Source organism: Streptococcus australis, assembly GCF_047463015.1.
GTDB classification, from domain to species: Bacteria; Bacillota; Bacilli; order Lactobacillales; family Streptococcaceae; genus Streptococcus; species Streptococcus australis_F.
The window spans coordinates 35617-48050 of the sequence record NZ_JASHER010000004.1 but is presented as its reverse complement, the minus strand read 5'-3'; the positions used below and the strand labels follow the sequence as shown (position 1 = coordinate 48050).

The following is a 12434-nucleotide window of genomic DNA, read 5'->3' as shown; positions in this document are numbered from 1 at the left end:
AATGTCAATAATGTATTCATGTCAACCCTCGCTCAATTCTCGTGATACACTACTTTTAGAAACACCTGTTAAAATTTCAATTTCTCGAACTGTAAAACCTAATTTTGATAATTTAGAAATAGATAAATTTTTTCCATTATGCAAACTTCTTAAGAGACGTTTTTGGTAATCGTGCGGATCTTTTGGATCACTGAATGCCAATGACGTTCTTATTGAGTTTCTCAAATCACCAGGATTCGGTATTACATTGGCACTATTGATAATTTTTTTAAATAATTTTAAATCTCTAGCTACATTCTTAAATTGCTTTAATAACTCATTTAAAATAATAGTAGCTACTTCTACTTTATCTTCATCAGTATAACGGTCAAAGTCAATTACGGCATCGAATCTTCTCGTTACTGCCTTATCAAGATTTTCAAAAAGATTTGTTGTTGCAATTAATACAATTTCTGGCGACAGCCTATCCAACTCCTTTAAAAAGGCAGAAGTCACTCGTCCCATTTCTCTTAAATCATTCTGATTAACCCTATCCAACACTATGGAATCAATTTCATCAAATAGGATGATATAATTTTGCTTGAAAGGAAGATTATTGATTTCATTAAAAAGAGTTGCTAAGTTTTTGACTGTTTGCCCTAGCTTACTATCTACTAAATGACTGAAATCTACTACAAGTAATTCCTTGCCAATAAGTCTAGCCACCTGCTTTACACTTTCAGTTTTTCCAGTACCTGGAGATCCCACAAATAAAAATTTATTTATTCCAATATGATGATTGACAGCGTTTATTATTCCTTTTAAATCATTCATAATTGAAAGAGGCAATGGGAGAGGACCAATATCTAGTTTAGCAGGAGTCAAATACTCACTAGAATTTTCTATTTGTGGCATGAATCTATCACTTTGAGACATTAACCCCATAATATATTGTGCTAATTGTGTATCACCATGTTTATTGAAGTTCCGAGCAATTGCTATGGATTGATTTCTAAATTCTGTCTCTCTGCCCTCATAATGATACTTTATTAAATCAAGAACATCTGATTTTTTCATGATTCATTCCTCCTTACACAAATAATACTATATTTTTGGGACAAAATCAATTCTTTTGGGACAAAATAAAAAAGAATAACCTTAAAAGGATATTCTTGTAATGCAAAACTATATCAGATTTTCCCTGACACTCTTTCCACCACCTGGCAACTCCCACAGATTAGGCCAAGGAATAGTTGGTTTATCATCGCGTAAGATGGTCAAAATTTGCCTCTCACAAATCAAGGCAATCTTACAACCCGTAAAATCTATTCTGCTATCCAATAATTCCATGATGATGACCTTTTCTTATCATAACTACTACTCTATAGAAAACCCCTAGCTAGCTTTCTTCAATTTCCTTTTGGCACTCTGCATCCCAGTACGCCTGCCATCTGCCATGTTTTTTAGCAAAATAGACCGTAAACTCATCATTTACATAATCGGCAACATAGCGAAGATTAGGAGGATTTTCATCAAAACTAAATATCCAAGGATGAAAGTAAAAGGTTTTCTCCCACCTTTTCTGAGTATAGCCGAGATTCTTGGCAAACTGAGGGATAGGTTGTTGCAACTCGCTTTCCAAATGGGACTGAATGGCATTGTCAAAACTATTCAAACGAGCTAATAGTTGCTTAAACTGATCTTCCTCCTCAATTTTGAAATCACCTATGAACTCAAATTCTGCAAAGTCTATAGAAAATTCAAATAATGTGATTTTACCATCCTCAACATAGTGCCCATCTTCATCAACACAACAACGAGTTCCTGACTTCAATACTCGCTCAAAATCTAAGTCCGCAAAGCGATTGCGGGGAAGGATTGACTCACGTTCTTGAGATTTTTGGGATTTTTTACTAAATAACCGCTTAAATTTCTGAAGCATCGGACAGCTCCCTTTCCTATTTCTCAGCTCACCTGAGTCTCTTCTTCCTGTATGGCTTGTTCCAACTCATCTAACCACTGCTGGTAATAAGCTTTCTCATCCCGTAGCATGCGACTTACATCCATCTTCTGTCTAGCAAGCTTGATCGCCTTGTGTGTCTGGGCCAAATCCTTCTTGACCTTAAATTGATACCAGGCTTGGACCGCCTGTATATTGGTCAATTTCATCGACAAAAAAGACTTGACTCGTCGAATGGTCGCGTACTCCTCTGCTTTCTCATCATCTCCTTCCAGCAAGGCGATATGCAGTAGGGATAACTGAGTAGCCGTTTGAATCATCGGGTTGGCTGCCCTCTCCAGTAAAGCCTGAAAGTGCTCCTTAGCCGCCTCTCGATCGCCCTCTAGGATCAAGACTTCTCCCTGAAGGGCTAAGACCCCCTCCACAAAGCCTCCTTGCGCCTCCTCAGGAACAGGTCTAACAAAGTCTTTTAGATCGTAGTCTTCTGGCGCTAGCAGGGTCTGAGCAGAATGGCGCAATCCTAGATAAGCATAGGGTACATTTTCAGGATGGCGCATCAATTCTAAAATCTTGGCTCCATCTGTAATCCCAAGGGGGAGAACATTGGCCAAAATGAAGGAGAGATTTAGACAAATCCATGTGCCTGCAAAATACCAACTCTGTGTCAGAACTCCAAAGAGGATGGATAAGATGAGCAAGGTCAAATGAACCAATATCCCACCTGAAAGCATCAAGATCATTCGTTGGTCACTTTCATCCTCTTTTAGTCCAATATACTGGGCACCGACATTTTTCAGAATTGCCGTGCGACTAAGACGAAACTTTCCTGCTTTTTTAGTCAGGAGGAAACTTCCCAAGCCTAAAGCGACGAGGCGATAGCCCGTCAGATAGCCACAAAAAGCATGCCCCAGTTCATGAAGGATGAAAATGAGATACATGCTACCAAAAGTGAAGAGATAGCCCGGTACAAAAACCAGTTGAAAGCCTAGGTCCGTAAAGGCGATCGTCCCCAAGGCAAAAGCACCCATCAAGAGAAGAAAGGACAGGCCGTAAACCAGGTAGGTCCCAATTTTTTTCATTAACTCTCCCACTTGTTTCTAATATCTCGGATAAGGGTAAAAGGTGCTTTCTTCTAGACCAACCTTTCCTTCTTCAAAAACTTCTTGGTTCCAGACGATCTCAAAGCTCTCTGCTTCTTCGTCTGCTAAGAAATCCATGAGGTCATCCAAGGCCAGCTCGGCTGTATCCTTTAGGAAGGTCGCAAAATAAGCTAGAAACTCCCGAGACAAGCCTTTTTTCGGCTCATACGGAATCGCCGTTAAATAGGCATCTTCTTCCACATGCGACTTGGCTGGATTGTAGAAGATGACGGCTTCTTCAAAGAAGATATCCTCGTCAGACTCTTCCCCCGACCCATCGACTAGGGCTACTCCTCCTGTGTTTTGCACTTCTAAGAGAAAAGCCACTTCGACCGCATGGTTTTTCTTATCCCAATTGATCTCAAAGTCAAAGGGAAAGACCTTTTCCATTTCCTCTTCTAAAACATCCAAAAATCCATATTTAGACATTGTGTCCTCTTTCTAATTTCCCACTCTTAGAGCGGAATATGATACAATAGTTACTACAATCTTACCATAAAAACTGCCTCTTTTAAAGGAGACAAAGCTAGAAAGGAGACCCTCATGCCGGACAATCTCGCCCTACGCATGCGCCCTAAAACCATCGATCAGGTCATCGGACAAGAGCATCTCATCGGGGAGGGGAAAATCATCCGCCGCATGGTGGAGGCCAATCGTCTTTCGTCCATGATTCTCTTTGGCCCACCAGGGATTGGCAAGACCAGTATTGCTTCTGCCATCGCGGGCACAACCAAGTATGCCTTTCGGACCTTCAATGCAACCGTCGATAGCAAAAAACTCCTACAAGAGATCGCAGAGGAAGCAAAGTTTTCGGGCGGCTTAGTCCTGCTTTTGGATGAGATCCATCGCTTGGACAAGACCAAACAAGATTTTCTCCTGCCTTTATTGGAGAGCGGTCTGGTCATCATGATCGGCGCTACAACCGAAAATCCTTTCTTTTCCGTGACGCCTGCCATTCGCAGTCGGGTGCAGATCTTTGAGCTGGAACCCTTGACCAATGAACAGGTCAAAGAGGCGATCCAGTTGGCACTGAGCGACCCTGAGCGGGGCTTTGACTTCCCTGTTACCCTCGATGAGGAAGCCTTGGATTTCATCGCCACTTCGACCAATGGAGACCTGCGTTCTGCCTATAATTCTCTCGATTTAGCCGTCCTCTCTACCAAGGAAGGGGAGGATGGCGTTCGCCACATCAGTCTCGACATCATGGAAAATAGCCTCCAGCGGAGCTATATCACCATGGACAAAGATGGAGACGGCCACTACGATGTCCTCTCCGCCCTTCAAAAATCTATCCGCGGATCCGATGTCGATGCTAGTCTCCACTATGCCGCACGTTTGATTGAAGCCGGTGATCTACCCAGCTTAGCTCGTCGCTTGACGGTCATTGCCTACGAAGATATCGGCCTGGCCAATCCAGATGCGCAGATCCATACGGTGACAGCTCTCCAAGCAGCGGAGCGGATCGGCTTCCCCGAAGCCCGCATCCTCATCGCCAACATCGTCATTGATCTGGCCCTTTCACCCAAGTCCAACTCGGCTTACGTCGCCATGGACAAGGCCTTGGCTGACCTCCGGAAGTCGGGCAACCTTCCCATCCCTCGCCATTTACGGGATGGCCACTATGCCGGAAGCAAGACCTTGGGGAATGCCCAAGATTACAAATACCCCCCCAATTATCCTGGTAATTGGGTCCAACAGGACTACCTACCAGACAAGCTTAAGGGTGTCTCCTATTTCACTCCTAATGAAAATGGCAAATACGAGAGAGCTCTAGGGACGACAAAAGAGAAGATTGATCAACTCAAGAAAAGGTGATATCGGTTCCAAAAAATTGAGATTTTCTCTTGAAATTTTTTTGAAATATGGTATCATATACATATAGAAACGCTGTGGTGTACGACTTCACACTTAAGTGTTGACCGACTATTTTTTGTATTATTAGGGAAACAAAGGACTTCTAACAGCATGCAGGCCGTATCACGCGGAAGCAGCTTCAGTTAGAGCAAGTTGCCCACCTGCTTAATTGCGCGGGTTCAATACAAACCGTGAAGTTTCGGCACCAATACAGCTTTTTTTTGCCTCCTTAGCTCAGTTGGTAGAGCAGTAGACTCTTAATCTATGGGTCGCAGGTTCGAGCCCTGCAGGGGGCATCCAATAATTCAACAGGAAGCCTGATATATCAGGCTTTTTTGTCTGTCATTTTGTTTTTTGTACCAAAATTTGTACCAAATAATTATAAAAGTTTTCTAACGTTATCAAATTCTTCATTGATTTTCTCTTGTAGTGTATGACCATATACTTCTACTAACATAGAAATATCTTTATGCCCTAGGATTTTAGCTATTACTCCCAAATCAATTTGATTATGCCACAAATAGCTACCATAAGTATGCCTTGTGCCTTTTGTAGTAATAATTGGTGCAATCTCTAATTCAGTCAAAGTCTTCTTTAATGCTTTATTAACAGTAGCAATATTAGGAATTTCTTGAACATAGCCATAATGTTGAAAAACAAAGTTTTCATTATTGATAATTCCAAGATCTGTATTCACTACTTCTTGTTCCTTCTGCAACAATTTCAACACTTCAAGCTCTTCTTCACCTATCGGAATACTCCGAATAGATGTTTTATTTTTGGGTGGAACGAATTGACAAATCGTCGTATTGTATCGTCTGTATGTTTTAATTACTTTTTCATTAAACTCCACATCTTCCCAGGTTAAAGCGATTAATTCCCCAAACCTCATACCTGTTTTAAAAAGCATATAAATTACAAAAGGAACAACTGATCTTCTATAATCCATTTTTTGCTTAAAATAGTTAATGATAGTGTTAAAATCTTTCTCGCTATGAATATACTTATCTTCTGTAGCCTGTGACTCTTTTGATGAAAATAATTCCGCAAAAAAAGTAAAATCTTCTAAGAAAACCTTATCTGCTTGTGCTGTTTTAATACACTCCTGGATACTTGTATGAAGTCTACTCAATGTATTTCGTGTTACAGTTTTACCATAATCATTCATGATACGTTGATATTTACTGGGCTTTATTTGCGAAACAGGAGTCTCTCCAAATAATTTCCTAATAACTTCTTTCCTTAGAATGTACTTCTTTTTTGTGGTTTGACTGCGTTTACTAGGTAGTATTTTTAAATTGAGCCACTCTTGATATAGCTGATAGAGTGTCATTTTACTATCAAGGGTATATCCACGATTTAACTTTCTTAACAATTTTTCTGCTTCTATTTGAGCTTTTTTCTTTGTTTCAAAACCACTTTTATAAGCAATTGTCTTACTTGTTTCATCCCTTATAGTATAGGTCCAAAGATTCTTTTTACCTCGTTTTAAATATCTAATACTTGCCATACTACAACTCCACTCCCAATACTTCTGAGACTGCACTTTTAGGCACAACCATCAAACGTTTTCGATCGTAAAAACTATAACCTTTGTTAACCATCAATTTTCTTGCTTGGTGTATAATCTGCATAGCTGTATATTGCTTATACCCCATTTCGATCAAATCTTTTTGTGATATCGTATTATTTATCATTATTAATTCTCCTTTCTAGTGTCCTAATACATAGGTAAATTGTTTTGCTGTCTGAGCGTCAAATGTACGGTAACTAATCACTCCAAGCCCTTTGACATTACATTCTGACACAAGAATTGAGCCATCTGATTTGACTTGTTCCACAAAGGCAATATGCCCGTATATTGGATTAGCTCCAGCTTCTCCAGGGCTAAATGATAGAGCAGAGTGCTCGGTTGGTGCATGGGTTGTTTTGAAGCCTGGCTTATTCATCCATTGGCCACCATTTCCCATAAATGGATCAAAGTTAACTCCAACTTGTTTTCCACGGTTAAAGACATACCAAGTACATTCTCCCCAAGGATAGGTGCTAGTGATATATCCATTTGTGTCGATAGCTTTTGTAAGACTATATCCTACTGGTATATCACTTGCAGTAACTCCACCTCCATCTCGAGTTTTTCCAGTTAATTGGATCGGTGCTTTCGGTGTTCCACCATGTTCATCGATATACTGATCTAGCTTTCTCATCGTTTCAGCTCGACGTTTGCCAGAGCCTGTAGTATCTGTAAAATAGACCCCTCCATCAATGTTCTGATTCAAAGAACCATTCGCAAATTTTTGAGCCTTATCATCTTGAATTTTGAAAGTTTCATTCTTATTCCCAATAATTGTCTGTTGGGTTAGGGCAACCACGGCAACCTCGTCATTGAAATTGTTGGCATTCTCAGGATTTGAATCAAATGCTCCATAACCAAACATGTTGGCACCAGGGTTTCTTGCGACTCCAGCAGTTCCGAGTGAGCTTTCATTTAAGGCAATTGCCACGATACCTCGGACATCTAGATTGGATTTAGCCTCCCATTCTAGGAGTTTTTTACCGTTAATCCGGTTCTTATCATAGGAGATCCCTAAAGTGTCTAAAAAGCCGTCTAGTTGAGCTGCTGTAATGCCATATCGATGAACTAATAGATTGTGCGTATAAGGATCTCCAGAGGACCAGTGTTCCGCATAAGTGGCTCCATCTATCCCAGATCCTCCTGTCGGACTTCCTGCTGTGGCAACCGCAAGAATGATAATGAGAAGAAAGGGGAGAATGATGGGGATTAGTCCAACTAGTAAAAACCATTTTAATTTCTTCATAGGACCTCCTTTCTAGTTAATGTTTGATATAAGCTGTGAATAGCACTGTCCCAAAGCGCCACTTGGCATCTAGTACGACAGAATGTGCTTTGACTTGATCCAGTATAGAGTCTTTTTCACGTTCTTTAACAGGAAACAAAAGAAGGAAATCGACTGAGCGTTTCCCTTCTTGGTAAGTTTGAAAAAGAGTTTCTTCAAGAATCCTTGGGAAAGCTGTTCTTGAATGAATTCTAATATTCATTGTATTCTCCTCTCAATTGATTGAGTCGTTCTGTTAGTTTGTTTCTTCGTTCAATATTGGTGCGTAATTTCTCATCTCGAGTCATAGTCTTTCGATAGGCACGAGTAAAGGCATTGGATCCTTGAGCCTTATACATGGCTTTCGGATCTTTGTATTTATCTAGTTCACGTTCCAGTGAATTGATTTGGTGTTGTTTAAATGGGGAAATCCATTCTTCTTTCAGTGTCTGAAATTCATCTTTTGTATTCGAAGGAAGCTCTGGTTGAATAGGTGCACTCGTGTTCTCACTAGACAGTTCTTTATTCCTTTCTGGCATACTTGGTCTTTTTGTAGACTTAACTTTTGGAGTAGTCATGTTCTCTAAGTTTTTTGTTGTTTCAATCTCAGGAGCTACTGTGCTCTCTTGTTCAACAAGTGTTTCAGTTGGAATCTCTGGCTCGAATTCATCTTCTGGCATCGTGTCTTTCTGAGTAAAGAAAGAGCCGACTTGTTGGAAGTGATCTTTAGAATGCATGAGCGTTCCTGCTCCAATTCCTGCTCCAGCTAAGGCGAAATTTCCTAAGTGTTGAGCGGTTGAAAGACTACGACTTGGAACTTGAGAAGCAACCTCTTTTGTTCGAGTCATCCCGTGCTCCATACGATTTCCAAAATCATTTGCCATCATACGGGCTTTGGATCCTAAAATGAATTGAATCAATTCAGCCTTGTACTTCCACATGAGAATGTAAATGGTACCTTTTGAAACAACTGATACTAAAAGTTTAAAGACAAGTCCGAATAGGATAAGAGAAGGCAGAGTTTTTAAAACTTTATCAAAGCCACTGGTAACTAAATTTTCTAAGAGCTTTTCGATGTAAAAGATGAGAAGGGTTAAAAGACTTGTAATTGCTGGAAATGCTAGACCTACAAACATGACTTTTAAAACTCCGAAAATCAGATCTTGCATTCGAGGAATGAAGGATACTAGAAGGACAATAGGAAAGAGCAGAATCATCATGAGGACTAAGAGTTGAGCCAGGACATTTAAGAGCTGAATTAAGATAACGGGGATAGCTAAGACAAAGGCCTCTACAATTTTAAAGATGACATAGAACATGCGAATAAAGATAAAGTCTGGCATAGCCGATACCCAACGGTTTTCTTCTGAATCTTCGTTAGCACCATCCCCCATTCTGTCTAAATAGTCTATACGAGTTTTAGCTTTTACAGGTTTAAAGTTTCCATTCTTGTCACCCGTTCCTAGAACTTGACTATCGTCAAAAGTTTCTTCTTTTCCATCTTGACTATTCTTGTATTTCCCATTTTCCTGACCCGTATTGACAAAGACATAGGCCTTATAAGACGTTTCTGCTATATAGTTATCTGCCATTGTCTCCCCAACTTTTAGGGATTTCTCTTTTCCATAGTTAATCTCGATGTTTGAAATCTTGGAAGATACATCTTTGGAAACGGAGTTGATGGTATCTAGTAAATAGAGGCCTCCAGATGTTCCAGCAATGGTCCCAAAGTAACTAAAGCCAAGAAGTATCACCATACAGACATGAATCATAGTTCTTGTGAAACTTCCTTTTGAGAAGAAATACTGGTAGAAAAGATAAAAGGCAAGTCCTAATAACAAAATAGAAATTAAGGAACCACTTGTGACTCCTCCATGGGAAGAGCCAGTGAAACCACTCCAGATTTTACTAGCTCCCTTATAGACGTAGTTCTTATAGGCAGAGTATAAATCAACACTTTCTAATACACGAATTAAGAGCGAGAAGAAACCAACTACCGCATTGAGAATGAAAAAGAAGAAGTTGACGAAGAGTTCGTTAATTAAGACCCAAGCCCCATTGAAAGACCCAAAGCTAGTCGGCTCCATATAGGACTTGAGAGAGAAGATATCGACTCCTCTTAATTTCTCAAAAGCTTCTTGCATGGATTCACCTCCTTAACTAGCATATTTATTTTCAAGACTTGACGATACCGTAGCTTTCATTGGTTTTAGAAGCATATCAATATCTTCAAAGATGTTGTGAACAGAAATCATGTTGAGATTGCCGTAGACATCAGAATAAAGGCACTGACCAGAGATCATATTATCAATCCATTCTAGGTTGTTTTCAGTCACTTCAAGGTTGACGTGTTTCAATATATCTTCTCGTTCAGACTTTTCATAAAAGGCAAAGATTGTCCCAAAACCTGTTGTATCATCGTCATTTTCTGCATCATGCACAGACTGAGTAATGAGAGCAAGCGTATTATTTTTAGAGCGTCCAATCCGGCGCATATTTTTGATAACTGCTTTTCCTTCTGCGGATTTCATGAGGATCCATGCCTCATCGAAGAACTCAATCGTATCTTCATGTTCATTTCGTTCTCCAAAGTGAGTACAAAAGGCTCCCAACGCAAACATGAGGGCGATAGAATTTCGTTCATGATCTGAAATCTTAGTGGAATCATCCTTTGGGAGTTTGAGATTATTAACCTCTAAAACAGTCACACGAGACTCATAATTGAGACCTTTTGTAGTTCCGTCTGAGAAAGCTAACTCTAAAATTGAATTATTGACAATGGATGTTAAGTAACGTCCGACTGAGGCTATGTCTGATGAAGCAGCCTCTCTTAAAATTTTTAGGACATGTTTAAAGCCGACCAACTCACCAGCTACTCGACGTTCGACAATGGTATTTATAGCTTCTGTAATAGCTGTCTTTTGGTCCATTGATACATCATCTACAGCTTGAAGAAGAAATTCGAGCATATTCTTTGCGACCTCTACAGCTTGTTCCTTATCCAAAACCACAATAGGATCTAAGACACCGTGGTTTGATGGTAGTGAGCTATCCAGCGTCACAAAATTAAAGTTCTCAATTTGTTTCTTGCGTTTAGGATAAAGACGAGCGAATTCCGGAGAGTTAATTACTTTTTGGTAGTGATTTCTAAGTTCCCTTTTAGGGTCAATGTAGAGAGTTTTGACATTTTGAAGAGCGACACTTAAAAAGATAATCTGAGCGAGGAAGGATTTTCCTTGGCCAGTTGCCCCAGTGATAATGATGTGAGGGTTCTTGGTGATCTTTCCTGCAATATCTTCTTTGTTTCCCACTGTCGCATTATAGAGAACAATGTTTTTGGATGATTCGATAGCTTTTGAGATGGAGTCCCAGCGTCCTGTCCAGTTATCAACCCGGCCGATATACCAACCAATTCTATTTCCAGAAGTGGTATTGGTAAAGGGCATGAGTTCCGCAAAGCCTCGAGGTGTTACCATGTGAGTCCAGATACGAGTTTTCTTTTGAAGAGGTTCCCCGTATAGGAGAGCTTGAAAGAGATAGGGGCCGTCTTGTGAGGCTTCACTAATCTCAACTCCCATATCATCAAAATAGTTAAGGACCACTTGTCGTCTTTGGCGGAGCTGGTGAACACTTGAAGCTGAGACAATCAAGTAGGCTCCATATTCAATAATATCTTCTTTGTTTCCGACTTTACGCATCAGATCTTTTAGAGAGATGGATCCCATAATGATCTCATCTTGTTGGACGGTGTCGGTATTCTCAGCTTCTTCCATAATGTTTCGATAACGAGTGTTGGAACGTCCCATCTTGCCTTTAATCTTATTGGTATCAATGAACTCAGATTTGATTCGTAACTCAACTGGAAAATTCAAGCGCTGGATGAATTCTCCTAAGTGAAAACCATTGAATTGAACGGGAAACTTTCCAACAGGAAGAATCGTCACAAAGGAGGACCCATAAGGGCTTTCTAGTTTCAGAAAGCCTCCTTTAAGGACCTTAATCAAGGTATCTGTGATATTGAAAGACGCACGATTGGCAATCACTTCTTTCTTGTAGTGAGGGATATAGCGGAGGTATTGCATCCGTTGGTAGTAGAAAAGTTCTTCATTGGTGAGGCGCTGTGCTCGAAGAACAGAAAGGGCTTGAAAGATAGTTAATTCGTCACTTTGATATTCTTGATACCAAGTTGGACTCAGTTCCAACTCATAGCCAAGCCCTTTTGCGATTTTTTCTGAAAAGTCTGTAAAGCTTTCATAGGCCAAGTCTTTAATGGTTGCCCCGTGATTTTGTTTGCGAAGGGTGACTCCAATCACCCAGTCAAACTGATAAGGAATCTCCATCTCGTCTGTTAGACGATCCACCGTGTAAAGAAGCAATTCTTCTCCCAGTTCACGGCTGTCCTCTGCTAGAGCATCGGAAAAGTCCCGCATTTTTTCTTCTAGGAGATAGTCTTTTGGAATTAATGAAATCTCAAAGTGTTGATTCTTTTGGAGCTTTTTCATCATTTGCGCAACAGTAATTTTGTGTTTCCATTTTTTCTCATCATCCGTAATGGTGATGGGAGTATTGGGGATTCGATAGAAAGCGACAACGGAATGATCCTTTTTCAGAGCTAGGTTGTCATGTGTTTCTAGAATCGGGTAGGTTAAGGTAATACTCATAGGA

11 protein-coding genes, 1 tRNA gene and 1 other RNA gene are annotated in these 12434 nt (G+C 40.2%); 3 read left to right on the top strand and 10 right to left on the bottom strand.

The window, feature by feature from the left end; all coding sequences use genetic code 11:
• Nucleotides 1-21: 21 nt before the first annotated feature.
• The 4 genes from QM873_RS05020 to QM873_RS05005 form a co-directional block, all read right to left on the bottom strand.
• Nucleotides 22-1056 (bottom strand): ATP-binding protein, encoded by a 1035-nt coding sequence (locus QM873_RS05020; RefSeq protein WP_219074925.1) that lies wholly within the window; start codon nt 1054-1056, stop codon nt 22-24.
• A gap of 322 nt (nt 1057-1378) precedes the next feature.
• Complete coding sequence (locus QM873_RS05015; protein WP_125329760.1) at nt 1379-1921, bottom strand: hypothetical protein; 543 nt, start codon at nt 1919-1921, stop codon at nt 1379-1381.
• A gap of 23 nt (nt 1922-1944) precedes the next feature.
• The gene (locus QM873_RS05010; protein WP_125329759.1) at nt 1945-3018 is read right to left on the bottom strand and encodes a site-2 protease family protein; all 1074 of its coding nucleotides are present in this window, start codon (nt 3016-3018) and stop codon (nt 1945-1947) included.
• A gap of 18 nt (nt 3019-3036) precedes the next feature.
• The gene (locus QM873_RS05005) at nt 3037-3507 is read right to left on the bottom strand and encodes a DUF3013 family protein (protein ID WP_125329758.1); all 471 of its coding nucleotides are present in this window, start codon (nt 3505-3507) and stop codon (nt 3037-3039) included.
• A gap of 114 nt (nt 3508-3621) precedes the next feature.
• Here QM873_RS05005 and QM873_RS05000 point away from each other — a divergent pair, with 114 nt between their 5' ends.
• From QM873_RS05000 to QM873_RS04995, 3 genes are all read left to right on the top strand, one after another.
• Complete coding sequence (locus QM873_RS05000; RefSeq protein ID WP_125329757.1) at nt 3622-4893, top strand: replication-associated recombination protein A; 1272 nt, start codon at nt 3622-3624, stop codon at nt 4891-4893.
• 66 nt (nt 4894-4959) lie between these two features.
• Nucleotides 4960-5153: non-coding RNA, 6S RNA (gene ssrS, locus QM873_RS09955), on the top strand.
• Nucleotides 5154-5155: 2 nt separating this feature from the next.
• Nucleotides 5156-5228 (top strand) — tRNA-Lys (locus tag QM873_RS04995).
• A gap of 83 nt (nt 5229-5311) precedes the next feature.
• Here QM873_RS04995 and QM873_RS04990 read toward each other — a convergent pair.
• The 6 genes from QM873_RS04990 to QM873_RS04965 are packed head-to-tail and all read right to left on the bottom strand — an operon-like array spanning nt 5312 to nt 12430.
• Nucleotides 5312-6442, bottom strand: a complete 1131-nt coding sequence (locus QM873_RS04990) for a site-specific integrase (protein ID WP_414278934.1) — start codon at nt 6440-6442, stop codon at nt 5312-5314.
• A gap of 1 nt (nt 6443) precedes the next feature.
• The gene (locus QM873_RS04985) at nt 6444-6629 is read right to left on the bottom strand and encodes a DUF3173 domain-containing protein (protein WP_002908784.1); all 186 of its coding nucleotides are present in this window, start codon (nt 6627-6629) and stop codon (nt 6444-6446) included.
• Nucleotides 6630-6644: 15 nt separating this feature from the next.
• The gene (locus QM873_RS04980) at nt 6645-7751 is read right to left on the bottom strand and encodes a CHAP domain-containing protein (RefSeq protein WP_414278933.1); all 1107 of its coding nucleotides are present in this window, start codon (nt 7749-7751) and stop codon (nt 6645-6647) included.
• Between the two features lie 16 nt (nt 7752-7767).
• On the bottom strand, nt 7768-7992 hold the full coding sequence (locus QM873_RS04975; RefSeq protein ID WP_129822688.1) for a hypothetical protein: 225 nt from the start codon (nt 7990-7992) through the stop codon (nt 7768-7770).
• Nucleotides 7982-9913, bottom strand: a complete 1932-nt coding sequence (locus tag QM873_RS04970) for a conjugal transfer protein (protein ID WP_414278932.1) — start codon at nt 9911-9913, stop codon at nt 7982-7984. The genes QM873_RS04975 and QM873_RS04970 overlap by 11 nt, the downstream gene beginning before the upstream one ends.
• Nucleotides 9914-9925: 12 nt before the next feature.
• Nucleotides 9926-12430, bottom strand: a complete 2505-nt coding sequence (locus tag QM873_RS04965; RefSeq protein ID WP_414278931.1) for an ATP-binding protein — start codon at nt 12428-12430, stop codon at nt 9926-9928.
• Nucleotides 12431-12434: the final 4 nt, after the last annotated feature.

Excerpts from the sequence above, each read along its gene's own strand:
- QM873_RS04965 (WP_414278931.1), bottom strand. The coding sequence starts at position 12,430 with ATGAGTATTACCTTAACCTACCCGATTCTAGAAACACATGACAACCTA.
- QM873_RS05010 (WP_125329759.1), bottom strand. The coding sequence starts at position 3,018 with ATGAAAAAAATTGGGACCTACCTGGTTTACGGCCTGTCCTTTCTTCTC.
- QM873_RS04985 (WP_002908784.1), bottom strand. The coding sequence starts at position 6,629 with ATGATAAATAATACGATATCACAAAAAGATTTGATCGAAATGGGGTAT.
- QM873_RS05005 (WP_125329758.1), bottom strand. The coding sequence starts at position 3,507 with ATGTCTAAATATGGATTTTTGGATGTTTTAGAAGAGGAAATGGAAAAG.
- QM873_RS05000 (WP_125329757.1), top strand. The coding sequence starts at position 3,622 with ATGCCGGACAATCTCGCCCTACGCATGCGCCCTAAAACCATCGATCAG.
- QM873_RS04970 (WP_414278932.1), bottom strand. The coding sequence starts at position 9,913 with ATGCAAGAAGCTTTTGAGAAATTAAGAGGAGTCGATATCTTCTCTCTC.
- QM873_RS05020 (WP_219074925.1), bottom strand. The coding sequence starts at position 1,056 with ATGAAAAAATCAGATGTTCTTGATTTAATAAAGTATCATTATGAGGGC.
- QM873_RS04980 (WP_414278933.1), bottom strand. The coding sequence starts at position 7,751 with ATGAAGAAATTAAAATGGTTTTTACTAGTTGGACTAATCCCCATCATT.
- QM873_RS04990 (WP_414278934.1), bottom strand. The coding sequence starts at position 6,442 with ATGGCAAGTATTAGATATTTAAAACGAGGTAAAAAGAATCTTTGGACC.
- QM873_RS05015 (WP_125329760.1), bottom strand. The coding sequence starts at position 1,921 with ATGCTTCAGAAATTTAAGCGGTTATTTAGTAAAAAATCCCAAAAATCT.
- QM873_RS04975 (WP_129822688.1), bottom strand. The coding sequence starts at position 7,992 with ATGAATATTAGAATTCATTCAAGAACAGCTTTCCCAAGGATTCTTGAA.